This window comes from Falsiroseomonas sp. E2-1-a4 (assembly GCF_051433165.1).
Taxonomy (GTDB): Bacteria; Pseudomonadota; Alphaproteobacteria; order Acetobacterales; family Acetobacteraceae; genus Falsiroseomonas.
The window spans coordinates 62,102-88,329 of the sequence record NZ_JBHMFS010000019.1; the positions used below are offsets into that span (position 1 = coordinate 62,102).

Here is a 26,228-nt window from a genome sequence, read left to right on the forward strand (position 1 = left end):
CTAGACCGAGACGGGTTCAGCCTCCACCCCGCGCCACCACGCGCTGCGCCGCTTCCCGCCACGCCGCCCAGGCGCGATCCGCCTCCGCCCCCGTGCGCCCGGCGGCGACGGAGGCCGTGTTCAGCGCCCCCCGCGCCTGCTCCCGCTGCGCGCCGCTGCGATCCTCCACCGCCTGGCGCGCCCGCCCGAGCGCAGCCTCGGCGGCGGCATGGGCGCGGGCGGCGCTGCGGAATTCATCCATAAGGCGGCGCGCGGCGGCGAAAAGCTCGACCAGTGCGGCAAGGTCGGCGCGGCCCGGCGCCTCCGCCGGCAGCCCCGCCAGCACGTCGCGCAGCGCGAAAAGCCGGTCCGTGCCGCCGGGCAGGCGGGCGATGTCGCGGTCCAGCGCCAGCTCGCGCCAGATCGGCGGCAGCGGCTCCGCCAGCGCGGCGTCCCATAGCGGGATGCTCTGCGCCTGGCTGCGTTCCCATTCCCAGTTCAGCGTGGTCGGTGCACCGGGCAGATGGGCGCCGACGCGCAGGCCGAAATCGCCTTCCGCCAGCGGCGTGAAGCGCGGCGTTTCCCCCCGCCGTGCCGGTAGATCCACCACGATGCGGCCGCGCGTGGTGCCGGCATCCACCGCCATCGTCACGGTGTGCACCTGCCGCAGCGTCACCGCCACCTGGCCACGGCGCAGCGCGACGGAGACGGGCGCGCCCGCATTCCGTCGCGCCACGGTGTATTGCACGTCCCGGTCCCGCGCGAAGGCGACCAGCCTTGTCTCCCCCGGTGGCGTGGCCGGCAGTTCCGCATCGCCGAGGAAGCCGCCCGCCTCCGCCCCCGTGCGGCCATAGACCGTGGCCAGCCCGGCCGGCAGCGGGCCTTCGGTGCCGTTGATGATCTGCACCGCCTGCAACGGATGCCGCGCGCCGAGGTCCTGCACCCACCAGACCCGCTCCGCCGCCAGCCTGGCATCGAGGAAGGGCAGGTTCGCCGTCTCCCCGGCGCGGATCGTCACCGGATCGGCCAAGGTGAAGGCGACGCGGCCGAGCGAGGCGGCGGCCACCGCCTGCGCCGCCGGGGGCGCTGCATCGGCAATGCTGGTGGGCGCGGTCCGCATCATGCGGGATTCCATCGCCGGAGCCGGGGCAGGCGCCGGGCTTGGCATGGCGGCGGGCGGCGGCATCGGGCTGCCGCCGCTATCCGGCCGCACCTCCACCGGGCCGCTGCCCAGTATCGGCAGTTCCGGGCGCGGCAGCAGCACCGGCGTGTACAGCGCCTGGCGGAAGGAGGCCGCCTCGCCCGAGACCAGCGACAGGCGGATGCGGTCCCAGTCGGCCCCGCTGTGATTCTCCACCACCGCCCAGCCCATCAGCCGCGCCTCCGCGCCTTCTTCCCCCATCCCCGGCACCACCAGGCGCCAGGAGGGTTTCCACAGCGGCGCGCCGGCGACGTAGCTCAGCGTCACCTCCCGCGGCGCGGCGGCGCCGGGGCGCAGCGCGACGGACAGGCGGCGGGTCTCGGTGCCGCGCATCTCGGCCAACGCCTCCGCCGCGCGGGTGAGGCGGGCGGCGAGGTCGTCCTCCAGCAGCCGCACCTCCTCATGCTCCCGCAGCATCAGGCTGCGCAGGCCGGTGGGGGTGAGCAGGGTGAGGCGCAGCAGGGCATCCTTGCCCTCCGACGCCTCGGCGATGCGGCCTTCGGATTCGCCCACGGCCACGCGCTGGCCGCGCAGCGCGTTCAGCAGGCTGGCACGGCTGGCGAAATCCTCGGCCTTCACGGGCAGGCCGCGAAACGCCTCGGCGGCGAGGTCCTGGGCCGGCAGGCGCAGCCCCTCCACCCGCCCGGCGGGGTCGGCCACCACCAGGGAGCGCAGGATGTCGTCCACATCGGCCAGCGGCACGCGGAAGACCAGCGCCGGATCGTCGGGCGCCACCGGCCCGGCGCGGTCGATCTGCGCCAACCCGGCGGAGGACAGCGTGACACCCCGCACCGGCAGTTCCGCGGCCCATGGCGCGCCCATGGCGGTGCCGGCGAGCAGGAGGCTAAGGAAGCCGAGGCGAGGCATCATGGGCGGTGGTCCCTGTCGGTTTGTGCGGGTTCAGCCGCCCGGCGCACCCTGGGTATTGACGTACAGGCTGTACAGCGAATGCGCGGCCGCCATGAACAGCCGGTTCCGGTGCCGCCCGCCGAAGCAGACATTGGCGCAGCGTTCCGGCAGATCGATGAAGCCGATGGCGGTGCCGGCGGCGTTGAACACCTTCACCCCATCCATCCCCGGCCCGCCCATGCCCCAGCCGCACCAGAGGTTGCCGTCCACATCCACCCGGAAGCCATCCGGCGTTTCGCCCGGCGCGCATTTCACGAAGACGCGGCGGTTGCTCAGCGTGGTCCCGGCGCAATCATAGGCCAGGATGTTGCGCGGCTCCGACCGGCTTTCGATGACGTACAGGATGGATTCGTCCGGGCTGAAGGCGAGGCCGTTCGGATGGTCCACATCATCCGCCACCAGCGTGATTTTCCCCAAATCGCCATCCACGCGGTAGACGTTCGTGTGCGGCAATTCGGGCGTGGCCTTTTCGCCCTCATAGAAGCCGCCGATGCCGAAGGGTGGATCGGTGAACCAGATGCTGCCATCCGACTTCACCACCACGTCGTTCGGGCTGTTCAGCCGCTTGCCCTGGTAGCTGTCGGCGATCACCGTGATCGCGCCGTCATATTCGTGGCGAATGACGCGCCGCCCGCCATGCTCGCAGGCGACGATACGGCCCTGGCGGTCCCGCGTATGGCCGTTGGCGTTGCCGGATGGTTTGCGGAACTGGCTGACCTGGCCGGTTTCCTCATCCCAGCGCAGCACGCGGTTGTTGGGGATGTCGGACCACAGCAGGCAGCGCTGGTCACCGAGCCAGACCGGACCTTCCCCCCAGCGACTGCCGGTCCAGAGCCTTTCCACCGAGGATAGCGGCAGGCGCAGCTTGTTGAAGGCCGGGTCCAGCGTGCGGATGGCGGGGTCCGGGTAGCGCAGGCTTTCCTGCCAGGTCATGGCACTATCCTCCTTTGTGCCGGCGGTCTTGGCGCCGGGCGGTGTCCTCGCCATGCTGGCCCGATATGGGCGGGAGGGAAACCATGGGCGATCTGCCACGACGCATCGCGGATGAGGCGACGCTGGAGGAGGTGATGTCGCGGCCCGACCCGGCCTTGCTGGCCGACCTCGCCCAGGTGCCGGGCGACCTGCTGGTGCTCGGCGCCGCCGGCAAGATGGGGCCGACGCTGTGCCGCCTGGCCAAGCGCGCGGACCCGGCGCGGCGCGTGATTGCCGTGGCGCGCTGGTCCGAGGCCGGGCTGCGCGAACGGATGGAGGGCTGGGGCATCGAGTGCCTGGCCGCCGATCTGATGGACGACGCGGCGCTGGTCGCGCTGCCGGATGCCCCGAATGTCGTGTTCATGGCGGCGATGAAATTCGGCAGCACGGGGAATGAGGCGCCGACCTGGGCAATGAATGTCCAGCTTCCGGCCCGCGTCGCCGCGCGCTGGGCCGCGTCGCGAATCGTGTTCTTTTCCACCGGCAATGTGCAGCCGATGTGGCCGGTGAACGGCCCGGCGCCGGATGAGGATGCGACGCCATCCCCGATCGGCGATTATGCGGCGAGCTGCCTGGGCCGCGAGCGCGCCTTCCAGCATGCCGCCGCCACCCGCGGCACGCGCTGCTTCGGCATCCGCCTGAACTACGCGATCGATCTGCGCTATGGCGTGCTGCATGACATCGCGACGAAAGTCGCGTCAGGCACGCCGGTGCCGCTGGCGATGGGCCATGCCAATGTCATCTGGCAGGGCGATGCCAATGCCTGGACGCTGCGCGCCCTGGCCCGCGCCGATGCCACCTGCCCGATCCTGAACGTGACGGGGCCGGAGACCGTCTCCATCCGCTGGCTGGCCGAGCAGTTCGCGCAGCGGCTGGACCGCACCGCCGAATTCACCGGGACGGAGGCGCCGACGGCTCTGCTATCCAACGCCGCCCGCGCCTTCCAGGCCTTCGGCTATCCCAGCGTGCCGCTGCTGACGCTGGTGGATTGGGTGGCGGATTGGGTGGCGAGCGGCGGCCGCGCGCTCGGCAAGGCCACCAAGTTCGAGGTTCGGGATGGCCGTTTCTAGCCCTGCGATCCGCGGCTCTACCACCGCCGCGCCCCGCGGTGGTTCCAGTGCCGCGCTCCGCGCGGAGGACCAGCTCTCTGCCCGCGCCCGCGCCACGCGCCAGCGCATCCTGGACGCGGCCCTGGTGGAATTCGCCGAAAAGGGCATGGCCGGCAGCCGCGTGGACGAGATCGCGGCCCGCGCCGGCGCCAACAAGCGCATGCTCTACGCCTATTTCGGCAGCAAGGAGGAGCTGTGGCTGACGGTGCTGGAACGCGCCTATGCCGCCAAGCGGGAGGAGGAGCGGGAGCTTTCGGTGGACAGCCTGCCGCCGCTGGAGGCGATGGTGCGCCTTGTCGCCTTCAACCTGCGCTACACCAGCCGCCACCCGGAATTCGTCGCGCTGCTGAACCAGGAAAACCTGCACCGCGCCGCCTATCTCAGCCGGTCCGAACAGGTGCCGGCGCTGTATTCGCCCATGCTGGCCGCGCTGACCGCGGTGCTGGCGCGCGGCGCCGCATCCGGCGTGTTCCGGGATGGGGTAGATGCGATGCAGCTCTACATCTCGATTCTGGCACTCGGCCATTTCTACGTCGCCAACCGGCACACCCTGTCCACCATCTTCGGCACGCCGCTGGATACCGAGGCCGCGATCGCGGCGCGGGAGGCGCATATCGCCGAATTCGTGCTGGGCTATCTGCGGCCTTGACCTGAGGACCGACCCGCGACAAAGTAACCGTCCGGTTACCGGTTCGGGGGAAACGCAAGTGGGTCTGCACTGGCAGGATTGGCCGGAGAGCGTCCTCGCGCGGCTGCGGCAAGGCTGCGCCATCCCGGCGCATCCGCTGGCACTGACGGCGAGGCGGGAGCTGGACCCGCTGCGGCAACGCGCCCTGTCGCGCTACTACCTGGCAGCCGGGGCGGGCGGCCTCGCGGTCGGCGTCCACACCACGCAATTCGCCATCCGCCAGGTGGGGCTGTTCGACCGCGTGTTGTCGCTGGCGGCCGAAGTGGCGGCGGAGCGGGAGGACGCGCCCATTCTCGTCGCCGGCGCCATCGGCCGCACGGAGCAGGCGGTGCGGGAGGCGCGGATTGCGCGCGGCCTCGGCTATCATGCGGTGCTGCTGAGCCTCGCCGCCTGGAAGGGCGCTTCCGAGGACGAGATCATCGCGCATTGCCAGGCGGTGGCGGCGGAGATGCCGGTCTTCGGCTTCTACCTGCAACCGGCGGTCGGCGGCGTGCCCCTGCCGCTGTCCTTCTGGCGCCGCTTCGCGGCGATTGAGAATGTGGTCGCCATCAAGATGGCGCCCTTCGATCGCTACGCCACGCTGGACGTGCTGCGTGGGGTGCTGGAGGCCAGCGCGCAGGACCGCATATCGCTCTACACCGGCAATGACGATCACATCGTGGCTGATCTGCTCACGCCCTTCACGCTGGCGGGCGCCGAGAAGCCGCTGCGCATCCTGGGCGGGCTGCTGGGGCATTGGAGCGTCTGGACCAAGGCGGCGGTCGACCTCCACGCGCGCTGCCGTGGCGCCGATGCCACGCCCGAATTGCTGGCGCTGGATGCGCAGGTGACGGAGATGAACGCCGCCGTTTTCGACGTGGCGCATGGCTTCCACGGCGTGATCGCCGGCTGCCACGAGATTCTCCGCCGCCAGGGTCTGCTGGACGGCATCTGGTGCCTCGACCCGGATGAGGGTTTGTCGCCCGGCCAGTCGGAGCTGCTGACCACGGTGGCCGAGCGCTACCCGCATCTGACGGACGATGCCTTCGTCCGCGCGAATCTCAACACCTGGCTTTCCTGAAGGAACTCGCAAAAATGGCGGAACGCCGCATCGGCCTCATCATGAACGGCGTCACCGGGCGCATGGGCATGAACCAGCACCTCATCCGGTCCATCGCGGCGATCCGCAAGGATGGCGGCGTGAAGCTGGCGAATGGCGACCGGGTGATGCCCGACCCGATCCTGGTCGGCCGGAACCGGGAGAAGCTGGAGGCGCTGGCCAAGGCGCATGGCATTTCCCGCGTCTCGACCGACCTCGACGCCTGCCTGGCGGACCCGAACGACACGCTATTCTTCGATGCAGCAACGACGCAGATGCGCGCCGGCCTGCTGACCAAGGCGATCCACGCCGGCAAGGACATCTATTGCGAGAAGCCGACCTCCGACAATCTGGCGGAAGCCATGGCGGTAGCGCGGCTGGCCAAGGAAAAGGGCATCAAGGCCGGCGTGGTGCAGGACAAGCTGTTCCTGCCGGGCCTGCGCAAGCTGAAGATGGCGATCGACAGCGGCTTCTTCGGCAAGATCCTCAGCGTGAAGGGGGAATTCGGCTACTGGGTGTTCGAGGGCGATCTGCAGCCCGCCCAGCGGCCATCCTGGAACTACAAGAAGGATGAGGGCGGCGGCATCATCCTCGATATGCTCTGCCACTGGCGCTACGTGCTGGACAACCTGTTCGGCAATGTCGAGAGCGTGTCCTGCCTCGGCGCGACGCATATCGAGACGCGCATCGATGAATCCGGCAAGCCATACAGGGCCGATAGCGACGATGCGGCCTATGCGACCTTCCAGCTCGAAGGCGGCGTGATCGCGCATATCAATTCGTCCTGGGTGACGCGCGTGCGGCGCGACGATCTGGTGACATTCCAGGTGGACGGCACGCATGGCAGCGCGGTGGCCGGGTTGCAGAAATGCTGGACGCAGTCCCGCGTGAACACACCGAAGCCGATCTGGAGCCCGGACACCCCGCAGCCCATCAACTTCTACGAGGGCTGGCAGGAAATCCCGGACACGGAGCCAATGCCGAACGGCTTCCGGGTGCAGTGGGAACTGTTCTTCAAATACCTGGCGGGCGAAGTGGCGGAATACCCCTGGGATCTGCTGGCTGGCGCGAGGGGCGTGCAGCTGGCCGAAGCCGGTCTGCAATCCTGGGCGGAGCGCCGCTGGATCGATCTGCCGAAGCTGGAGGTCTGAGCCATGCCGAGCATCAAGCTTCCCGAGGGCGACTACACGCTGCAAGGCCCGCGCCATTTCGCCACGGCGACGCCGCCCTTCCCGCGTGTGGCGCTCGCCGCTGCCCATGTGGTGGCGGATACGCTGGCCGAGCAGGACCCGTGGCTCGACGCCAAGATCGACTGGGACCGCACCATCGCCTTCCGCAAGCATCTGTGGTCGCTCGGCCTTGGCGTGGCGGAGGCGATGGACACGGCGCAGCGCGGCATGGGGCTGGACTGGGTTGCGGCGCAGGAACTGATCCGCCGTTCGCTGGATGCCATGCAGGACCACCCCGGCGCAGTGATGGCAAGCGGCGCCGGCACGGATCACCTGGCCCCCGGCCCCGACGTGACCGTGGATGACGTGATCCGCGCCTACGAAGAACAATGCTCCGCGGTGGAGGCGATGGGCGGCCGCATCATCCTCATGGCCTCCCGCGCCTTGGCGAAAGCCGCCAAGTCGCCGGCGGATTATGAGCGGGTCTATGACCGCATCCTGTCCCAGGTGAAGCAGCCTGTGGTGATCCACTGGCTGGGCGAAATGTTCGACCCGGCGCTGGAAGGCTATTGGGGCAACCACGACCACATGGCGGCGATGGAAACGGCGCTGTCCGTCATCCACGCGCATGCCGACAAGGTGGATGGCGTGAAGGTCTCGCTGCTGGACGACCAGAAGGAGATTTCGATGCGCCGGCGCCTGCCGAAGGGCGTGCGCATGTACACCGGCGACGACTTCAATTATGCGGAACTCATCGCTGGCGACGAGTACGGCTATTCCGATGCGCTGCTCGGCATCTTCGACCCCATCGCGCCTGCGGTCGGTGGCGCTTTGGCCTCGTTGGCGAAGAACGATCTCTCCACCTTCCACGACATCCTGGCGCCCACCGTCCCGCTGTCGCGCCACATCTTCAAGGCGCCGACGCGCTTCTACAAGACGGGCGTGGTGTTCATGGCCTGGCTGAACGGCCACCAGGACCATTTCGTCATGGTCGGCGGCCAGCAATCCACCCGCAGCATCCGCCACTTTTCGGAACTGTTCCGCCTGGCCGACAAGGCCGGGCTGCTGCGCGACCCGGACATGGCGGTGGCGCGCATGAGAACCCTGCTCGCGCTGCATGGTGCCGCGTGATGGAGATGTCTCTCAACTCCGTCACGGTGAAGGAGAAGTGGGGTCTGCCCGAACTGATCGAGGGCTGCGCCCGCCACGGCATTTCGGGAATCTCCCCCTGGCGAGACGTGCTCGGCGCGATGGGCGTGGAACGTGCCGCGAAGCAGATCCGCGATGCCGGCCTGACCGTGACGGGCCTGTGCCGCGGCGGCATGTTCCCCGCCGCCGACCAGGCCGGCCGCGACGCCGCCATCGAGGATAACCGCCGCGCCATCGCGGAAGCGCATGCGATCGGCGCGAAATGCCTGGTGGTGCTTGGCGGCGGCCTGCCGCCGGGTTCCAAGGACCTGCCCGGCGCGCGGGAAATGCTGCGCGAGGGACTCGGCAGGATCATGCCGGATGCGCGGGCTGCCGGCGTGACCATCGCGCTGGAGCCGCTGCACCCGATGACCTGCGCGGATCGCTCCGTTCTGTCCACGCTCGGCCAGGCGCTGGATCTTTGCGATGAGTTCGGCGAGGGCACGGGCATCGCGCTCGATGTCTATCATGTCTGGTGGGACCCGCAGTTGGCGTCCCTGATCCAGCGCGCCGGCTCACGCATCGCCGCCTTTCATGTCTGCGACTGGAAGGTGCCGACCACGGATACGGTGTTCGACCGGGGCATCCCCGGCGAAGGCTGCATCGATATCCCCGCCATTCGCCGCATGGTCGAAGCGCAGGGCTATGACAGTTTCGCGGAGGTCGAGATCCTGTCGAAGCATTGGTGGCAGCAGGACCCCGAAATAGTGCTGCCGCTGCTGAAGGAACGCCACGCCACCGCCGTCTGAATCAACAAGAACAACGGGAGAGACAAGAATGAACGGATTCCGCCTCACGCGGCGCGCCCTGCTCGGCACGGCGCTGGCCACCCCCGCGCTCGCCCAGGGCTGGGCGCCAACGCGGCCGCTGCGCTTCGTCGTGCCTTTCCCGCCAGGCGGCGCCACCGATGTCGTGGCCCGCGTCCTTGCCGACCGGATGCAGGAAAAGCTGGGCCAGGCGGTGACGGTGGAAAACCGCACCGGCGCCGGCGGCAATGTCGGCGTGGAGAATGTGGTGCGCAGCGCGGCGGATGGCTACACCATCCTGATGGGCACGACGGGCACGCTGACCATCAACCCGCATCTCTACACCAATATGGGCTTCAACCCGGCCAACGACCTGACACCGATCGGCATGGCGTTTGCCACGGACCACGTACTGATCGTCAATCCCTCCGTTCCTGCGCAGAATCTCGCGGAGTTCCTGGCGCTGCTGCGGGCGCGGCCGAATACGCTGTCCTTCGGGTCCGGCGGCAACGGATCCTCCACCCATCTGGTGCCGGAGCTGTTCAAGCTGGTGGCGCGTGTGGAGATGCAGCATGTGCCCTATCGCGGCAGCGCGCCGGCGCTGAACGACACGGTCGCCGGCAACGTGCAGGTGATGCTGGACCAGCTTCCCTCCGCGCTCGGCCAGATCCAGGGTGGCCGCGTGCGGGCGCTGGCCGTGACCGGCCCGAAGCGCTCCACCCTGCTGCCCGACCTGCCGACCTTCGCCGAAGCCGGGCTGGCGGAGGCGCAGGCCACGTCCTGGGGCGCCGTGATGGCCCCCGCCGGCCTGCCCTCTGCCACGACGGAGCGCCTGTCTGCCGTGCTGCGGGAAATTCTGGCCGAGCCTGCCGTGCAGCAGCGGCTGCGCGCCGCCGGCGCCGAGGCAGTGACCTCCACGCCTCAGGAACTCGCCGCCACCATGCGGGATGAAACCGCAAAGTGGGGCCGCGTGGTGCGGGAAGCGCGCATCACCGTGAACTGAGACGCGCCTTGACGGCGGCCGCAGCATCGCCAGGCTGCGGCCGATTCCTTCAAGGCGCCCCCCTATGCGTTCGCTGCCCCGTTGGGCCTGGTTTGCCATCCTGCTCGGCCTGCTGGCCGCCACCGCGCTGATCCTGCTGGCCATGGGGCGGGAGCCGATCTGTAAATGCGGCACCATCCGGCTGTGGCATGGTGAGGTGGTCAGCGCCGAGAATTCGCAGCACATCTCGGACTGGTACACGCCGTCCCACATCGCCCACGGGCTGCTGCTTTACGCCGCGCTGCATCTGGTCGCGCGCCGCCTCGGCCTGCTGCCCCGCGCCGTGATCGCCACGGTGATCGAGGCGGCCTGGGAGATCGTCGAGAACACCGATGCGGTGATCCGGCACTACCGCGAGGCGACCATCGCGCTGGATTATTTCGGTGACAGCGTCCTGAACTCGACCATGGACATCGTCGCGATGTGGGTGGGCTTCGCGCTGGCCGCGCGACTGCCGGTCTGGGCCAGCGTCGCGTTGCTGGTGGTGACGGAGGTGTGTGTCGCGCTGGTGATCCGCGACAACCTCACCCTCAACGTGCTGATGCTGCTCTGGCCGATCGAGGCGGTTAAGGAGTGGCAGTCGGCGCGCTGAGCTACTCGGCGGCCCAGTTCAGTTCCTGATGCACCAGGCTGGCCCAATAGGCCGCGCCGAGGCCCAGGATTTCGTCGTTGAAGTCATACTGCGGCGTGTGGACGTTGTGGAAGCTGCCATCGGCGTTCATGCCGTTGCCGATCCGCATGAATACGCCGGGCTTTTCCTGCAGCATGAAGGCGAAATCCTCGCCACCGGTGCTCAGCCCGACCTCGCCCACCTTGTCCTGGCCGACCACCGCCGCGGCGGCGGCGATCGCCACCGGCAGCTTCTCCGCCGCATTCACCGTGGGCGGGCACAGCGGGACATAGCTGAAGGTCGCAGTGCAGCCCTGCGCCGCGGCCAGCGTCTCCGCCAGCGTCTGCAGTCGGGTGCGAATGATCGCTTGGTCGCCCTTCTCGAAGTAGCGCGCGGTGCCGCGCACGATGACCTTGGCGGGCATGACATTCGGCGAATCGAAGCTGCCGCCCGCAACATGGCCAACGGACAGCGCGGCGCTGGCGGTAGGCTTCAGGTTGCGCGGCAGGATGGTGTGGACCGCCAGCAGGAACTGGCCGAGCACCACGGTCGCATCCGTCGCCAGATGCGGCGCCGCGCCACCATGGCCGCCGGTGCCGTGGAATTCCACACCCCAGAAATCCGCCCCCGCCAGCATCGGCCCCGGCCGCGTCGCGAAGCTGCCTACCGCGAGGCCCGGCGAGTTGTGCAATCCATAGACGGAATCGACGGGAAACCGATCGAACAGCCCGTCCTTGATCATCGCCGGTGCGCCGGTGCCGGCTTCCTCCGCAGGCTGGAAGATGAAGTTCACGGTTCCGGCGAAATCCGGCCGGCTCGCAAGATAACGCGCGGCACCGAGCAACATGGTGGTGTGCCCGTCATGCCCGCAGGCATGCATCTTCCCCGGCACGGTGGAGGCGTGCCCAAAATCGTTCTCCTCCTGGATGAACAGCGCATCCATGTCCGCGCGCAGGCCGATAGCGCGCTGGCCCGGGCGGCTGCCCTTCAGCGTGCCGACCACGCCGGTGCCGCCGATGCCCTCCGTCACCTCGATGCCCCATTCGCGCAGCTTCGTCGCCACCAGGGCGGCGGTGCGATGTTCCTCGAAGCGGGTTTCCGGGTGGCGGTGGATGTCCTGGCGGATTTCCACCAGCTCGGGCTCGTAGGCGCGGATCGCGTCGAGGATGTCCTGGCGCATGCCGTCTCTCCGTCTCAGTTGGGCCAGGCGGCCGTGGGCATTGGCGCCATCGCGGTGAAATCGGGCTCCAGCGTCGCGCCAAGGCCCGGCGTCTCCAGGCTGCCGATATCCAGCATCCCGTCGCGGATGGCCAGTCGCGGGCCATGCGCGGTATCGGCGTAGAGGCCCGGATGCGCTTCGAGGAAGGCGTAGGCCTCGGCCTTGGGGCGGCCGGAGAAGCCATCGATGAAATGATGCCCGTTGCGCTCGACATGCGGCAGGCCAAGCAGCGCCACCAGCGCCAGATCCTGCTGCACGCAGACGCCCGCGAGCGTGGTGAGGTCCTCGGCCGACATGAAGTAGCGCTCGCGCTTTTCCTCGGCGTTCCAGGCGCGGCAGCGCGCCAGGTTGATGAAGGACCGCCACACGCCCTTGCAGGCCTTGGACGACACGCCCGCATAGCCCAGCGCGCGGCCAGTGACGAAGGCATCCAGCGGGCCGTCGCTTTCATCGATGATGACGGGGCGTTCCGCGGCCAGCGCCGCCATGCCGGTTTCCAGCGCGCGGGCGCGCTTCACCGGCTGCTCGATGTACAGGATGGACCGGCACAGCCGATCCAGCCGCGGTTCCGCCTGCATCGCGCGCCACAGCGCCAGCGCGCCCTCGGCATCTTCGTACTGCTCGTTGCCATCCAGGCTGGCGTGGTAGCCGCCATGGGCGCGGTCCAGCACGCCGGCGATGCGGCACAGCCTGTCCACATCGGCCGTGATGTTGCCACCGACCTTCAGCTTCCAGTAGCGATGGCCGTAGCCCGTCGCCACTTCCTCCAGCGTCTCCGGCAGGCTGTCACTCACCCTTGTGTCCTGGTCGCTGGCGGTGATCGGGTCCACGAGCCCCACCGTGTGCCGCGCATGCAGGCGCTGCAGCGGAGACTGCCCCGCCAGCATCGCGGCGAAGTCGAAGCCGGCGAGGTCGGGCGCCACCGCATGTGGCGCCATGCCGCCGATATTGGCGCGCATGCCCGTCCAGAAGGACACGGCCTTGGCCTTCAGCACCGCATCCAGCATGGCGCGGTCCAGCAGCGCGCGGCCATAGCTCGCGACCAGCGGGTTCAGCCCCTCCGCCGCCGCCGCCGCGGTCAGCGCCGTGTAGCTGTTGGCGAAGTGGCCGAAGGCGGTGTCGGCGCCGGCGGCGAGGCTGGCTTCCGTCGCCAGTTCGAGCGCCCGGCGCAGCTGCTGTTCGTTCTGCGCGTCCGACAGCTTGGGGTCCTTGTCGAACCATTTCGCCGCCAGCGTCTCCGCCGCCACGCCCCAGGCCTCGCTCCCGTCCTCCAGCCGGATCCGCGCGCGGATCACCGCCTGCCTCCCCTGGGTCACCGTGATGACGCCGAAGCGGAAGGGCAGGCGCAGCGTGAAGGGCCACTCGAAGCGCTGGGTTTCGAGCAGCGAGAAGCGAAGGCTCATTCTTCCAGGATCCCTCGCAGATAGCCGATGGCGCGTGCGGCGCTGGTGGCGCCGTCCGGATGGTAGTCGAAAGGCTCCACCGCACAGAAGCCGGAATAGCGCGTATCCATCAGCGCATCGAGGACCGGGCGAAAGGCATCGCGCCCCTGGCCCGGCCCGCGACGGTTGCGGTCGTTCAGATGCACATGGGCGATATGCCCGGTCGGGACGAAGCGGCGCAGCAGCGCCGCGGCGCTGTCCTGCTCGCCATTCCCGGCGGCGCTGACATCGAGCATGGTCGCAAGCCCCGGTACATCGAGGCGGGTGACGATCTCCACCGCCTCCGCCACCGTGCGCGCCCAGTTGGTCTGGCCCGCATCCAGGGGCTCCAGGCAATAGGTCAGGCCGTGTTGCGCGGCCCAGGCGCCGGCCTGCGCCATAGCCGCCTCAGCCCGCTGCGCGTCCCCATCCGCCGCCACATGCCGCTGCTTCGGCGAGCCATGCACCAGCAGCGTCGCGCCGAGATCGGCGGCCAGACCCACCAGGCGCTGCATCACATCCAGCGTGCGCTGGCGCGTCGCGGCATCGGCGGTGGTGACGGACAGGCCCGCGGGCGCCACCAGCAGCCAATGCAGCGAGGTGATGGGCGCGCCTTCCTCCACGGCGATGCGCCGCAGCTCCGCGCGCTTCGCGGCAGGCAGCAGATGCGGCGCCTCCGCATCCAGGGTGAAGGGCGCAACCTCCAGCCCATCATAACCGAGTGCGGCGGCCAGCTTCGCCTGCTGCGCGAAAGGCAGCGACGCAATGACTTCATTGCACAATGAGATACGCATGTTCAGGGCAGTTCCTCCACCCGCATCTCATGCGCGGATCGCCGCGCGGCGTCCAGTATGCGCAGCGGCAGCACACCGCCTTCGTGAAGATCCGGTCCCTGCGCCTCGCGCGTTCGCACCGCATGCAGGAAGGCCGCGAGCTGCGCCGTGACCACCCCCACCGGATCCAGCGCACCGGCGCCGAGATCTTCGGCCGGCGCATGGTCCGGCAGCCAGGCGCCGCCTGGGGCCGGGTGATGCGCGCCGCGGCGCAGGCGCAGCGTTTCCGCCATGAAATCCACCTCCGCCAGCGCCGCGTTGCCAGCCACGGCGAGCAGCTTGCGCGTCTCAGCCCCCGGCACCACCGCATCCGCATGTTCACCGGGCAGCACGCAGCCGGCCTCGATCAGCGCGGTGGCGCCGGAGGGGAAGCGAAGCTGGATCACCGCCAGATCCTCCCGCCCCCGTCCCAGCGGGTCCGACAGGGTGGCGAAGACATGCGAAGGCGCTTCGCCGGCGATCCAGGGCAGCAGGTCGGCGAAATGCACCGCATCATTCAGCAGCGCGCCGGAATCGCCGCGGGCGCGCTTCAGCCCGGACATGCGCGCGGACAGATGGTGGATGCGCCCGAAACCGCCCGCGCGGGCGACGCGCTGGATCGCCTGCGCCTTCGGATGAAAGCGGAAATACAGGCCAAGCTGTGCGATGCGCCCCGTCGCCAATTCATGCAGCGCGGCGGATTCCGCGGCGGTCTCCGTCGCCGGCTTTTCGAGGAACAGGTCGCGCCCGGCGCGAAGCACCGCCGCCGCCAGCGCCGCATGGGTGGCGGGTGGCGTGGCGATGATCGCGGCGTCGCAAACCCGCAGCGCAGCCCCCAGCCCCTCCACGAAGCGCGTGCCGGGCGGGGCGGCGGCCCGCATCGCGGCATCCGGCTCCAGCACCGCCACATCCTGCCCGAGCCGTGCCAGGGCCGCGAGGTGGATGCGCCCGAAGGCGCCGCAGCCGAGGAGCAGCAGGCGGGTCATGCGCCATCTCCGCAGGCCATCCGCGCGCGGTCAAGCGCTTGACCATGGCAGGTGTGCGCGCGAGCCTTCTGGCATGTTCGATATCCGCGCCGCCGTGCCCGAGGATCTGCCACGCGCCGCCGCGCTGTCGGCCGCTGTTGGCTGGAACCAGGTGCAGGCGGATTGGGCCTTCTTCCAGGAGCACGGCCAGGTGCGCGTGCTGGAGGATGGTGCCGGCGATGCGCTGGCCGCCAGCGCCGCGCTGCTGCCGCATGGCCCGGACCTCGCCTGGATCTCCATGGTGCTGGTGCGGCCGGACCAGCGCCGCCGCGGCCTGGCGCGCGCGCTGCTGCGCTGGGCGATGGATGCGCGGTCCGGCCTGACGCTGGCGCTGGATGCAACGCCAGCGGGGCGGGAGGTGTATGGCCCGATAGGTTTCGTTCCCGTCTCCGGCTTCGCCCGCTGGCTGCTACCCGAAGCCCGGACACAAGGCGCCGTCGCGGTGCGGCCGATGCAGGCCACCGATTGGCCGGATGTGCTGGCGCAGGATCTCGCGGCGTTTGGCGCGCCGCGGGCGGCGCTGTTGCAAAGCTTCGCGCGACGCCTGCCACAGGCCGCGCTGGTCGCGCCTGGCGGCTTCGTCTTGGCGCGCGACGGGCTGCGCACGCCGCAGATCGGCCCGCTGGTGGCGCAGGATACCCCGACCGCGCTGGCGCTGCTGGCCGCCGCCCAGGCCGCGCTGGCCGGGCCCATAGTGCTCGACGTGCCGGATGAAGCCATGGCGTTCTGCGCGGAACTCGCCGCGTCCGGCGGCGTGAAGCAGCGGCCCTTCACCCGCATGGCGATCGGCGCGATGCCCGCGGCGCAGACCCGCAACAACTTTGTGCTGGCGGGGCCGGAGTTCGGTTGACGGCACCCGCCGGCCGGTCCCACCATCCACGGTAACCGGTGGGTTACCATCATCCAGGGAGGCAGGCATGACCATCTCGATCACTCGCAGGACGCTGCTGGCGGCGACAGGCGCAAGCCTCGCCGCGCCGTCGCTGGTGCAGGCGCAGGCCGGCTGGCGGCCGGACCGGCCGGTGACGGTTATCGTCCCCTGGGCTGCTGGCGGGTCCACCGACCAGATGGCGCGCATCGTGGCGACGGAGCTGGAGGCCGCGCTGGGCCAGCGCTTCGTGGTGGTGAACCAGCCTGGCGCATCGGGGTCCATCGGCACGCGCAACGCGCTGGAAGCGGCGAAGGATGGCATGACCTGGGCCGCGGGCGCCGCCGTCGATGTCGGCTGCTACAAGGTGCTCGGCCTGCTCGACACGCAGCTGAAGGATTGGAACCTGTATTTCGCAGTGGCCAATGTGAATGTGCTGGTCGCCAACCCCGCCGCCGGCTTCCGCGATTTCGGCGCGGCGCTGGAGGCGTTGAAGGCGCGCGGTCCCAACACCTCCGTCGCCACCGCCGGCGTGTCCTCCGCCGGGCACAACATGATGGAGGCGATCCGCGCCGCCACGCAGGTGCAGTACCGCCACGCCACCTATGATGGCGGCAACCCGGCGATGATCGCGACCGTCAGCGGCGAGACGCCGATGGGCGCGGTGCTGCTGGTGGAGGCCGCCGAGATGATCCGCGCCCGCCGCCTAGTGCCGCTGGCCGTGCAGTCCGAACAGGCCGTGACCTTGCAGGGCGTGGGCGAGATCCCGTCCATCCGCCGCTGGCTGCCGAATGTGCCGGCACCGCTGAACTACTTCGGCATCTGGACGCCGAAGGGCGTGCCGGACAACGTCATCACCACCATGAACCAGGTCTGGGCGGAGAAGATCGCCAACAGCCAGCGGCTGAAGGACTACGCCAACCAGCGCGCCGCCGTCTTCGCGCCGCTGTCCGGCCAGAACGCCCATGACGAGGCGTGGAAGATGATCCGCCAGACCGCCTGGCTGTACTTCGACGGCGGCAAGGCGCAGGTGAGCCCCGACACGCTCGGCATAGCCCGTCTTTGATCGGGGCCGTCTTTGAGCGTGGGCCGTCTTTGATCGGGGGCCGGCTTTGAGCGGGGCCAGCGACCGTGAACCGCTGCCGCCGCGGGTGGACCTCGCGACGGCGGCGGTGCTGCTGGCCATTGGCCTGGGCGTGATGGCGCTGGCCTGGCGGATGCCGACCTTCATCGAGCAATCCGGCACCGGCCTGACCGCGCCCGGCATCGTGCCCGGCTTCCATGGCACGGTGCTGGCGCTGCTCTCCGTGCTGCTCGGCCTGCGCGCCATTCGGCGCGGCGCGCTGAAGCCGGGCGCGCGGCAATCCCGCGCCTGGAGCGGGGAGGATGTGCGCCAGCTCGGCACCGCCGCGCTGCTCGGCGTGCTGTATGCGGGCGTGCTGGTGGGGCGGGTGCCGTTCTGGATGGCGACCTCGCTGTTCGTCTTCGCCTTCACCGCCGCCTTCGAATGGCCGGCCGGCCCGGTCGGGCGCGTGCGGCGGCTGGTGGAAGCGGCGGTGTTGGGCCTGGTCGCCGGCGGCCTCGTCACGCTGGTCTTTGAGCGGATCTTCCTCGTGCGGCTACCGTGAACAACCCGATCACCATGCTGGGCGACGGCTTCGCCCATGTACTCCAAGGCGGCGCCGTCTTCCATGCCTTCTGGGCGGTGCTGATCGGCATCATCGTCGGCGCGCTGCCAGGGCTGACGGCCACCATGGGCGTCGCGCTGCTGACCACGCTGACCTTCACCATGGGGCCGCAGGTGGCCATGCTGGTGCTGGTCTGCGTCTATGTCGGCGCGATCTATGGCGGCAGCCGCTCCGCCATCCTGCTGAACATTCCCGGCACGCCGGCCTCCGCGGCCTCGACGCTGGATGGCTTTCCGCTGGCCAAGCAGGGGCTGGCGGGGCGGGCCATGGGTATCTCCACGCTGGGGTCCTGGTGCGGCACGCTGTTCGGCACGCTGATCCTGGCGATGTTCGCGCCGAGCTTCGGCGAATTCGCGCTGCAATTCGGCAGCTACGAGATGTTCTGGGTGGCGCTGTTCGGCATCGTCATCGCCGGCAGCCTCTCGGGCGGCGACCCCCTGAAGGGCTACATCGCCGGCTTCCTCGGCCTGCTGGTGGCGACGATCGGGCAGGAGACCAATCACGCCTATCCCCGCTTCGCCTTCGGCAATTCAGATCTTGCGGGCGGGCTGGGGCTGTTGCCGGTGCTGGTGGGTGTCTTCGGCGTGTCCGAGGTGCTGAACGCCATGCGCGGGCCGGCGGTGCGCGCGGTTTCCGCCAAGGTGGACAGCGTCATCCCGCGCATCCGCGACGTGACGCAGTATTGGCGCACCATCCTGCGCTCCGGCGCGCTCGGCACCTTCATCGGCGCCATGCCGGGACTGGGCGAGGATATCGCCGCCTGGACCAGCTACGCCGCCGCCAAGCGCGCCTCGAAGGAGAAGGAACTGTACGGCAAGGGCAGCGTCGAGGGGCTGATGGCGGCGGAGACGGGCGAAAGCGCCTGCGTGCCTGGCGCCATCATCCCGGTGCTGACGCTGGCCGTGCCCGGCTCCGCCCCGGCGGCGGTGCTGATGGCGGCGATGATGATCCACGGGCTGAACCCGGGGCCGATGCTGGCGATCACCGCGCCGGAATTCATCTACCAGATCGTCGCCATGCTGGTGATCGCGGACATGGTGAAGCTGGTCTATGGGCTGATCCTGGTGAAGCCGCTGCTCTGGGTGCTGCTGATCCCGCGCGCGCGGCTGATGCCCATCGTTTTCGTGCTGTGCACGGTGGGGGCCTTCGCCATCACCTCCCGGCTGTTCGATATCTGGGTGATGCTCGGCGCGGGTCTGGTGGGCTTCATCCTGCGCGAACTGCGCTTTCCGATGGCGCCGCTGGTGCTGGGCATCGTGCTGGGGGACCTGCTGGACAAGAACCTGCTGCGCGGCCTGGTGCTGACCGGCGGCGACATCTCCCCCTTCTTCACCCGGCCGATCAGCATGGCGCTGTGCGTGCTGACTCTGCTGGCGGTGGCCTGGGCGATACCGGGCTTCGTGCCGCGGGTGATGGGGGTGTTCCGGCGCCGGCCTGCTTGAAGCGTGGCTGCTTGATCAGCAGCCTGTGCGGCGCCCTTCGGCGAAATCCAGCAGGCAGGCGGCATAGCGCAGGGTAAAGCGGCCATCGCCGCCGGCGCCATGGCCGTGCAGCCCCTGCGGCCGGTCCAGCAGCAGCAAAGCCCCGGTGCGCGGCGCCAGGCGTGCGAAGGTGGCGGCGCGGCCGGGCGGGTCGGGGGCGTATTCATCACCGTCGAAGGTGGCGACGACAACCCGCGTGGTCGGCGCCTGTGCCGCATTGACGATGCGGGACAGGTCATCCAGCGCCCAGGCGTGCGCCGGGCTGCCGGTGGGGCCGTGGGCGGCGGGGGCGATGGCGATCACGGCATCGGCCCGGCCCGGCGCATCCAGGGCGGACAGCGCATCCCAGGCACCGCGCGACTGCCCGGCGGCCACCACGCGGGCATAGCCACGGGCGCGGAGTGCGGCGAGTGCCAGGCGCATGCGCTCCGCCCCCGCCTCCGTCTCATCCGTCTCCGGGTCCCGGTCCAGGCGCAGCACGTCGTAGCCGGCATTGTTGAAGGCGCGGGCATGTGGCTGCGGTTGGCTGCCGCGGCTATCGGCACCGCCGGCGGCGCGGCCATGCGCCCAGAGATAGGCACCGCGGGCCGCCTGCGCCCCCTGCCACAGGAAGCGCTCATCCGGCACCATCGACCAGCCCGGCCCGCCCGCCAGGGGTGCGGTGGGGGCGACAGGGGCGGGCGCCGCCCCCTCCGGCCAGACCACGGCCAGATCCTGCGCGTAGATGCGGCAGTCACTGCCACCATAGGCGGCACAATTGGCCAGCGCCCGCTGTGTGGTGGCCCCGGCATCATTGTCGATGGCCGCGGCCCAGCCCCAGGCGCCGTTGCGGGCCAGGGCATAGGCCCGAGGCACCGGCTGCATCAGGAATTGGCGGTAATCCGCGCGGCCGCCCTCACCCACATGCGGCACCTGGCTTGGGTCCAGAAGCGCCGGCTGGGCGTGCGCCGGTGCCCCGGCCAAGGCCTGGGGTAGGAGGCTCAGCACGAAGAGGAGAGGAATCTTCAACATACCGTGATTCAATGGAACCAGACCGTACGCGGCCTGTCCAGCGAGAATCATGCCGCGCTCCCTTGCCCCGCGGCGGCAGGACCGGCATGTTCCGCCCCCTTTCCCGGGCGGTGGCGCAAGCTGCCGATCCCGGCCGACCAGGGGACCCCCGATGCGCGTCAAGGACGTGAAGAAGGTCGTGCTCGCCTATTCCGGCGGGCTCGACACCAGCGTGATCCTGAAGTGGTTGCAGACCACCTATAACTGTGAGGTGGTGACCTTCACTGCCGACCTCGGCCAGGGCGAGGAGCTGGGCCCGGCACGCGACAAGGCGCTGCTGCTCGGTATCAAGCCCGAGAACATCTTCGTCGACGACCTGCGCGAGACCTTCGTGAAGGACTTCGTCTTCCCGATGTTCCGCGCCAACGCGCTGTATGAGGGCTGCTACCTGCTCGGCACCTCGATCGCCCGGCCGCTGATCTCCCAGCGCCAGATCGAGATTGCGGAGCAGGTTGGGGCGGATGCCGTGTCACATGGCGCCACCGGCAAGGGCAACGACCAGGTGCGCTTCGAGCTCAGCTATTACGCGCTGAAGCCCGACATCAAGATCATCGCACCCTGGCGCGAATGGGAACTGACCAGCCGCACCGCGCTGATCAGCTTCGCCGAGCAGCACCAGATCCCGATCGCCAAGGACAAGCGCGGCGAAAGCCCGTTCTCGGTCGACGCCAACCTGCTGCATTCCTCTTCGGAGGGGAAAATCCTGGAGGAGCCCTGGGACGCGCCTGATGAGATGGTCTGGCAGCGCACCGTCAGCCCGGTGGACGCGCCGGACAAGGTGACGGAAATCACCATCGAGTTCGAACGCGGCGACGCGGTCGGCATCAATGGCGAACGCATGTCCCCGGCCACGCTGCTGACCAGGCTGAACGCGCTGGGCAAGGAGAACGGCATCGGCCGGCTCGACCTGGTGGAGAACCGCTTCGTCGGCATGAAGTCCCGCGGCTGCTACGAGACGCCGGGCGGCACCATCCTGCACACGGCGCATCGCGCCATGGAATCCATCACGCTGGATCGTGAGGCCTGCCACCTCAAGGACAGCCTGATGCCGCGCTATGCGGAGATCATCTACAACGGCTTCTGGTTCAGCCCGGAGCGTCGGATGCTGCAGGCGCTGATCGATGAAAGCCAGCACAGCGTCAGCGGCACCGTCCGCCTCAAGCTGTACAAGGGCAACACCATCGTTGATGGCCGGAAGTCTCCGAACAGCCTGTATTCGATGAAGCACGTGACTTTCGAGGACGACCAGGGCGCCTACGACCAGTTCGATGCCCAGGGCTTCATCAAGCTTAACGCGCTGCGGCTGCGGCTGGGCGCCATGGCAGGCCGGAAGGGCGGCGCCCTGTAGGGCAACTCGCCCGTCCCGAGGGGGCCGCGCGGATGAGCCAGCAGACGGAGCTGGAAAAGGTGAAGGGCCGCATCCGCGCCCTCGCCGCCAAGACCATCGACCGCGGATGCTCGGAAGCCGAGGCGCTGATCGCGGCCCAAAAGGTGGGCGAACTGCTTGAGGTCTATGGCCTCACCATGTCCGAGGTGGAGCTGCGGCAGGAAGCCTGCCTGCAGCGCCAGGTCACCATCACCGGGCCGCGGTTGCAGGCGGTGGCCATCATCTTCATGGCGGTGATCCGCCTGACCGGCACCCGCGGCTGGACCAATGGCCGCGGCAATCTGGTGCTGTTCGGGCTGGAGCCGGATGTGCTGATGGGCGAGTACCTGCTGCACCTGGTGGCCGGCGCCGTGGACAATGAGGAAGCGGCTTTTCGGGCGAGCGAGCCCTATCGCCGCAGCCGCCAAGCGCCGCAGCAGCGCCTCCGCAGCTTCCGCTATGGCTTTGCCGAGCGCGTTTCCTCCCGGTTGGACGAGATCGCCGAGCACCGGGGGGCGGCGGAGGCCGCGGCGCAGCAGCCTGGCAGCACCGGCACCGCCTTGGTGGTCGCGAAGGAACGGCGGATCGACGACGCCTTCCGCGATCTCGGCATCCGCCTGCGGTCGCGCTCCACCACGCGGCGCGTCTCCGACCGTGGCGCCTATCGGCAGGGGCAGGCTGCGGGCGGGCGGGTCAGCCTGGAACGGCCGGTCGGCGAGGGCGCCGGGCGGCGGGTGCTGCCGCGCGGATGAAAGCGGATGCGCGCCGGGTCTATGCCTGGGAGGATCGGGTGGTCGCGCCACTCGACAAATCCCGCGTGCCCTTCGCGCAGATGCAGGCGATCATCGATCATGTCTGGGCCGCGGAAGGCCTGCGCTGGCCGCCCCGCATCCGCCCCCGCAAGGCCACCCGCGTGACGCTGGCCACCGGCAGCCGCCTGGCGATCGAGGCGCCGGCGGAATTGCCGAGCTGGGTGCTGCTACACGAAATCGCGCATGCGCTGGACGATCGCGACGACGGCAGGCCCGGCGACCATGGCCCGGATTTCGTCGGCCTTTATGTGGGCCTGCTGGTGCGCCATGCGCGGCTGGACCGGGCCATGCTGGCGGCGTCCCTGGCCGCCGCCAGCATCCCCTGGAACCCCGCGGCGCGCCCCGCCTTGCTTACTTCGCCGGCAGACGGACGATGAAGCGGGCGCCCAGGATGGCGCCGCTCGCATCGCGCCGGTTCTCCGCCGCGATCTTGCCGCGCAGCCCCTCGACGATCTGCCGCGAGATCGACAGGCCGAGGCCGGAATGCTGGCCGAACATCTCCCCGGTCGGGCGTTCGCTGTAGAAGCGGTCGAAGATCGATTCCAACTTGGCGTCGGGGATGCCGGGGCCCTGGTCCTCGACGATGAATTCCACCACCTGGCCCGCATTGCGCGCCCGCATCACCACATGCCCGCCCTTCGGGCTGAAGGAGATGGCGTTGCCGATCAGGTTGCGGAACACCTGCACCAGCCGCCCCTCCACGCCGCGCACCACCAGGCCTTCCGTGGGCGCCTCGATCTCCAGCGTCGGGTCCTCCTCATCCCGGGTCGCGGCGTGCAGCTCGCCCAGCGCGCCGAGGATGGGGGCGACATCGACCGGCGTCGCGATGGTGCGCGACAGCTCCGCATCCACCCGTGAACTGTCGGCGATGTCGTTGATCAGCCGGTCCATCCGCACCGCATCGTCGGAAATGATCGCCAGCAGCCGGCGCTGCTTCACCGGGTCCTCGATCCGCCGCAGCGTCTCGATGGCGGACCGCACGCTGGTCAGCGGGTTGCGGAGTTCATGCGCCACATCCGCCGCGAAGCGTTCATTGGCGTCGATCCGCGCCCACAGCGCGCGCGCGGCGGTTTGCAAATCCCGCGCCAGCACGCCGATCTCATCCTCCCGCCGCAGCAGGGGGGCGGGGACGCTGCCGCCGCGGCCCTCACCCTCACGCATTGCGGCGGCGGCGCTGGCGAGTTGCAGGATTGGCGTCGCGATGGTGCGCGACAGATACAGCGACAGCAGCACCGTCAGGATCAGCGCCAGGGAGAACAGCGCCAGGACGGAGACGCGGATATCCAGCAGCCGCGCATCCACCTCCCGCGCCTCCCGCGTCAGCAGCACGATGCCGACGGAGGCGGCGCCGCTGCGGGCGGGCTCGGCGACGGAGACCAGCAGGCGGCCATCCGCGGTGCGGCGGATATAGGGGCGCACGCCGCCTTCCAGCGCCAGGCGCAGCTCCTCCCGCCGATCGGGGCTGCTGGTGCCGCCGAATTCGGGCTGCCAGTCGAAGGACGGCGCGTTGGGGTTCACATCCACCAGCATCTGGTCCTGCGCGCCGCGCGGCAGGATGGTCAGCACGCGTTCATAGATGCCGGCGATGGTGCCGGCGAAGGCGTCACGCGGCTCCGGCGGGGGCAGCGGTTCGGTGACGATGGCGCCGCCGGGGCCTTCGCGCACGCGGCTATCGGCGACCAGCAGGCCGGTATTGTCGAACAGCCGAGCCTGGGTGTTGGGCGATGGCTCCACCAGGCGGCGCAGCAGCGGGCGGGCGGCTTCCGGCACCAGGATGGTGCGGTCGTCCCGCGGGCGGGCGGCGGCCTCGCCGATCGCGGCGGCGTAGATGCGCGCCTGGGTGCGGAGCGACTCGACCTCCGCCGCCAGCAGGCCGTTCTGGTACTGGTCCAGATACAGCAGCGTGGCCGCCAGCAGGGCCGGTGGCAGGGCATTCATCAGCAGGATGCGGCGCAGCAGCGGCGAGAGCCAGCGCCGGCGCCGCTTTTCCGTGACGGGGGGAGGGGAGGCGCCGCCCACATCGGGCATGGGTTTGCGGTTTCCTGGTGCTGCTTGCGGGAAGGTAACGCGGGAGGCTGCACCAAGGCCATGGCGGTTGCGTGGCGGCCGCGAAGGGCCAAGACTTCACCCCAAGAATCCAGGGGGAATGCGATGCTCGGGCTGATGCAGGACTGGCCGCTTCGGATCCACCGGCTGATCGACCACGCCGCCCGCCACCATGGCGGCCGCGCGGTGGTCAGCCGCAGCGTGGAGGGGCCGATCCATCGCACGGATTACGTCACGCTGCGCCGCCGGTCGCTCGCCTTGGCGCAGCGCCTGGTGCGGGAGGGGGTGCAGCCCGGTGACCGCGTGGCGACGCTGGCCTGGAACACCTGGCGCCATATCGAGGCCTGGTACGGCATCACCGGCGCCGGTGCCATCTATCACACGCTGAACCCGCGCCTGTTCCCGGACCAGATCGCCTGGATCCTGAACCACGCCGAAAGCCGGCTGATGTTCCTGGACCTCAGCTTCGTGGCGTTGGCGGAGGGCATCGCGGCGAAGCTGCCCCACATCTCGCGCTACGTCGTGCTGACGGATGCGGCCCACATGCCCGCCACCAGCCTGCCCGGCGCCGTGGACTACGAATCCTGGCTGGCCGAGGCCGATGGCGACTTCGCCTGGCTGCCCGGCGAGGAGAACGCCGCCGCCGGCCTCTGCTACACCTCCGGCACCACCGGCGAGCCGAAGGGCGTGCTGTATTCGCACCGCTCCAACCTGCTGCACGCCCTGGCCGTGGCGGCGCCGGACATGATGGGGCTGTCGGCGATGGACCGGGTGATGCCGGTGGTGCCGATGTTCCACGCCAATGGCTGGTGCCTGCCCTTCGTCGCGCCGCTGACCGGCGCCGGGCTGGTGCTGCCCGGACCGAAGCTGGACGGCGCCTCCCTGCACGGGCTGATGCAGGAGGAAGGCGTCACCTTCACCGCCGCCGTGCCCACCGTCTGGCTCGGTCTGTTGCAGCATATGGAGGCGACGGGCGGCGAGCTTTCGACGCTGAAACGCGTGGTGATCGGCGGCTCCGCCTGCCCGCGCGCGCTGACCGCGGCCTTCGAGCAGCGCGGCATCCATGTGGTGCATGCCTGGGGCATGACCGAGACCAGCCCGATCGGCACCATCTGCGGTGTGAAGCCGGAAGTGGCGGGGCGGGATGCGGAAGGCGTGCTGGATTTGCAGGAAACCCAGGGTTTTCCGCCCTTCACCGTGGATATGCGGATCGTCGGCGATGACGGCGTGGAGAAACCCTGGGACGGGGTGACCTTCGGCAACCTGCAGGTCCGCGGCCCCACCGTGACGCGCGGTTATTTCCGGACCGGCAACGCGCTGACGGAAGATGGCTGGTTCGAGACCGGCGATGTCGCGACCATCGATCCCGCCGGCTACATGCACATCACCGACCGCACCAAGGACGTGATCAAATCCGGCGGCGAGTGGATTTCCTCAATCGCATTGGAGAATCTGGCGATGGGCCACCCGGATGTGGCGGAGGCCGCGGTGGTGGCGGCGCGCCACCCGAAATGGGACGAACGGCCGCTGCTGGTGGTGGTGGCCAAGCCGGGGCGGGAGGTAACGCGGGAGGGGATGGTGGCGCACCTCGCGCCGCATGTCGCGAAATGGTGGCTGCCGGATGATGTCGTGGTGGTGGAGGAAATTCCGCACACCGCCACCGGCAAGATCCTGAAGACGAAGCTGCGGGAGCAGTTCGCGGGGTATTTCGGCGTGCCATAACCCCTGGGCTAACTCTTATCTGGCTTA

At 69.7% G+C, this 26,228-nt stretch carries 24 protein-coding genes; 16 read left to right on the forward strand and 8 right to left on the reverse strand.

Annotated features, from left to right (window positions below; translation table 11 throughout):
- Window positions 1–16: 16 nt before the first annotated feature.
- Both ACFHNC_RS19215 and ACFHNC_RS19220 read right to left on the reverse strand, forming a co-directional pair.
- On the reverse strand, window positions 17–2,050 hold the full coding sequence (locus tag ACFHNC_RS19215; protein ID WP_437170855.1) for a DUF4139 domain-containing protein: 2,034 nt from the start codon (window positions 2,048–2,050) through the stop codon (window positions 17–19).
- 30 nt (window positions 2,051–2,080) lie between these two features.
- Window positions 2,081–3,022 (reverse strand): SMP-30/gluconolactonase/LRE family protein, encoded by a 942-nt coding sequence (locus ACFHNC_RS19220; protein WP_437170856.1) that lies wholly within the window; start codon window positions 3,020–3,022, stop codon window positions 2,081–2,083.
- Window positions 3,023–3,105: 83 nt separating this feature from the next.
- Between ACFHNC_RS19220 and ACFHNC_RS19225 the strand changes: the two genes are divergently transcribed.
- The 8 genes from ACFHNC_RS19225 to ACFHNC_RS19260 all read left to right on the forward strand — a co-directional run bounded on the left by ACFHNC_RS19225 (window position 3,106) and on the right by ACFHNC_RS19260 (window position 10,673).
- Window positions 3,106–4,131, forward strand: coding sequence for an NAD-dependent epimerase/dehydratase family protein (locus tag ACFHNC_RS19225; RefSeq protein ID WP_437170857.1), 1,026 nt, complete (start codon window positions 3,106–3,108; stop codon window positions 4,129–4,131).
- Window positions 4,118–4,819 (forward strand): TetR family transcriptional regulator, encoded by a 702-nt coding sequence (locus tag ACFHNC_RS19230; protein ID WP_437170858.1) that lies wholly within the window; start codon window positions 4,118–4,120, stop codon window positions 4,817–4,819. Before ACFHNC_RS19225 ends, ACFHNC_RS19230 begins: the two co-directional genes overlap by 14 nt.
- Before the next feature lie 58 nt (window positions 4,820–4,877).
- On the forward strand, window positions 4,878–5,918 hold the full coding sequence (locus ACFHNC_RS19235) for a dihydrodipicolinate synthase family protein (RefSeq protein WP_437170859.1): 1,041 nt from the start codon (window positions 4,878–4,880) through the stop codon (window positions 5,916–5,918).
- 14 nt (window positions 5,919–5,932) lie between these two features.
- Window positions 5,933–7,087 (forward strand): Gfo/Idh/MocA family protein, encoded by a 1,155-nt coding sequence (locus ACFHNC_RS19240; RefSeq protein WP_437170860.1) that lies wholly within the window; start codon window positions 5,933–5,935, stop codon window positions 7,085–7,087.
- A gap of 3 nt (window positions 7,088–7,090) precedes the next feature.
- Window positions 7,091–8,236 carry a dihydrodipicolinate synthase family protein gene (locus tag ACFHNC_RS19245; RefSeq protein ID WP_437170861.1) on the forward strand — a complete coding sequence of 382 codons (1,146 nt, stop codon included), beginning with the start codon at window positions 7,091–7,093 and terminating at the stop codon, window positions 8,234–8,236.
- Window positions 8,236–9,042, forward strand: a complete 807-nt coding sequence (locus ACFHNC_RS19250) for a sugar phosphate isomerase/epimerase family protein (protein ID WP_437170862.1) — start codon at window positions 8,236–8,238, stop codon at window positions 9,040–9,042. Before ACFHNC_RS19245 ends, ACFHNC_RS19250 begins: the two co-directional genes overlap by 1 nt.
- 28 nt (window positions 9,043–9,070) lie before the next feature.
- Entirely contained in the window at window positions 9,071–10,042 is a 972-nt protein-coding gene (locus ACFHNC_RS19255; RefSeq protein WP_437170863.1) for a Bug family tripartite tricarboxylate transporter substrate binding protein, read from the forward strand.
- Between the two features lie 64 nt (window positions 10,043–10,106).
- Complete coding sequence (locus ACFHNC_RS19260; protein WP_437170864.1) at window positions 10,107–10,673, forward strand: DUF2585 domain-containing protein; 567 nt, start codon at window positions 10,107–10,109, stop codon at window positions 10,671–10,673.
- A gap of 1 nt (window position 10,674) precedes the next feature.
- On the opposite strand, the gene ACFHNC_RS19265 is transcribed toward ACFHNC_RS19260, so the two are convergent.
- Genes ACFHNC_RS19265 through ACFHNC_RS19280 form a run of 4 tightly spaced genes read right to left on the reverse strand, consistent with a single transcriptional unit; the run spans window position 10,675 to window position 15,129 of the window.
- A complete protein-coding gene (locus ACFHNC_RS19265; RefSeq protein ID WP_437170865.1) occupies window positions 10,675–11,871 on the reverse strand; it encodes an amidohydrolase in 1,197 nt (398 codons plus the stop codon).
- Between the two features lie 14 nt (window positions 11,872–11,885).
- A complete protein-coding gene (locus ACFHNC_RS19270; RefSeq protein ID WP_437170866.1) occupies window positions 11,886–13,313 on the reverse strand; it encodes a mandelate racemase in 1,428 nt (475 codons plus the stop codon).
- Window positions 13,310–14,125 carry a sugar phosphate isomerase/epimerase family protein gene (locus tag ACFHNC_RS19275; RefSeq protein ID WP_437170867.1) on the reverse strand — a complete coding sequence of 272 codons (816 nt, stop codon included), beginning with the start codon at window positions 14,123–14,125 and terminating at the stop codon, window positions 13,310–13,312. Before ACFHNC_RS19275 ends, ACFHNC_RS19270 begins: the two co-directional genes overlap by 4 nt.
- A gap of 2 nt (window positions 14,126–14,127) precedes the next feature.
- Window positions 14,128–15,129, reverse strand: a complete 1,002-nt coding sequence (locus tag ACFHNC_RS19280) for a Gfo/Idh/MocA family oxidoreductase (protein ID WP_437170868.1) — start codon at window positions 15,127–15,129, stop codon at window positions 14,128–14,130.
- A gap of 73 nt (window positions 15,130–15,202) precedes the next feature.
- Between ACFHNC_RS19280 and ACFHNC_RS19285 the strand changes: the two genes are divergently transcribed.
- From ACFHNC_RS19285 to ACFHNC_RS19300, 4 genes are all read left to right on the forward strand, one after another.
- Entirely contained in the window at window positions 15,203–16,018 is an 816-nt protein-coding gene (locus tag ACFHNC_RS19285) for a GNAT family N-acetyltransferase (protein ID WP_437170869.1), read from the forward strand.
- A gap of 67 nt (window positions 16,019–16,085) precedes the next feature.
- Entirely contained in the window at window positions 16,086–17,102 is a 1,017-nt protein-coding gene (locus ACFHNC_RS19290; protein ID WP_437170870.1) for a Bug family tripartite tricarboxylate transporter substrate binding protein, read from the forward strand.
- A 46-nt stretch (window positions 17,103–17,148) separates the two neighbouring features.
- Window positions 17,149–17,664: a tripartite tricarboxylate transporter TctB family protein gene (locus ACFHNC_RS19295; RefSeq protein ID WP_437170871.1), complete on the forward strand. Its 516-nt coding sequence runs from the start codon at window positions 17,149–17,151 to the stop codon at window positions 17,662–17,664.
- A complete protein-coding gene (locus ACFHNC_RS19300; RefSeq protein WP_437170872.1) occupies window positions 17,661–19,166 on the forward strand; it encodes a tripartite tricarboxylate transporter permease in 1,506 nt (501 codons plus the stop codon). Before ACFHNC_RS19295 ends, ACFHNC_RS19300 begins: the two co-directional genes overlap by 4 nt.
- A 15-nt stretch (window positions 19,167–19,181) precedes the next feature.
- Here ACFHNC_RS19300 and ACFHNC_RS19305 read toward each other — a convergent pair whose 3' ends face one another.
- Window positions 19,182–20,216: a hypothetical protein gene (locus ACFHNC_RS19305; RefSeq protein ID WP_437170873.1), complete on the reverse strand. Its 1,035-nt coding sequence runs from the start codon at window positions 20,214–20,216 to the stop codon at window positions 19,182–19,184.
- Between the two features lie 151 nt (window positions 20,217–20,367).
- Here ACFHNC_RS19305 and ACFHNC_RS19310 point away from each other — a divergent pair, with 151 nt between their 5' ends.
- Genes ACFHNC_RS19310 through ACFHNC_RS19320 form a run of 3 tightly spaced genes read left to right on the forward strand, consistent with a single transcriptional unit; the run spans window position 20,368 to window position 22,810 of the window.
- Window positions 20,368–21,603: an argininosuccinate synthase gene (locus tag ACFHNC_RS19310; RefSeq protein WP_437170874.1), complete on the forward strand. Its 1,236-nt coding sequence runs from the start codon at window positions 20,368–20,370 to the stop codon at window positions 21,601–21,603.
- 32 nt (window positions 21,604–21,635) lie between these two features.
- Window positions 21,636–22,373, forward strand: coding sequence for a DUF2786 domain-containing protein (locus ACFHNC_RS19315; protein ID WP_437170875.1), 738 nt, complete (start codon window positions 21,636–21,638; stop codon window positions 22,371–22,373).
- Complete coding sequence (locus tag ACFHNC_RS19320) at window positions 22,370–22,810, forward strand: hypothetical protein (RefSeq protein WP_437170876.1); 441 nt, start codon at window positions 22,370–22,372, stop codon at window positions 22,808–22,810. The genes ACFHNC_RS19315 and ACFHNC_RS19320 overlap by 4 nt, the downstream gene beginning before the upstream one ends.
- On the opposite strand, the gene ACFHNC_RS19325 is transcribed toward ACFHNC_RS19320, so the two are convergent.
- Window positions 22,785–24,461, reverse strand: coding sequence for a stimulus-sensing domain-containing protein (locus ACFHNC_RS19325; protein WP_437170877.1), 1,677 nt, complete (start codon window positions 24,459–24,461; stop codon window positions 22,785–22,787). The two genes, ACFHNC_RS19320 and ACFHNC_RS19325, sit on opposite strands and share 26 nt — an antisense overlap.
- A 123-nt stretch (window positions 24,462–24,584) precedes the next feature.
- Here ACFHNC_RS19325 and ACFHNC_RS19330 point away from each other — a divergent pair, with 123 nt between their 5' ends.
- The gene (locus tag ACFHNC_RS19330; RefSeq protein WP_437170878.1) at window positions 24,585–26,201 is read left to right on the forward strand and encodes a long-chain-fatty-acid--CoA ligase; all 1,617 of its coding nucleotides are present in this window, start codon (window positions 24,585–24,587) and stop codon (window positions 26,199–26,201) included.
- Window positions 26,202–26,228 lie beyond the last annotated feature (27 nt).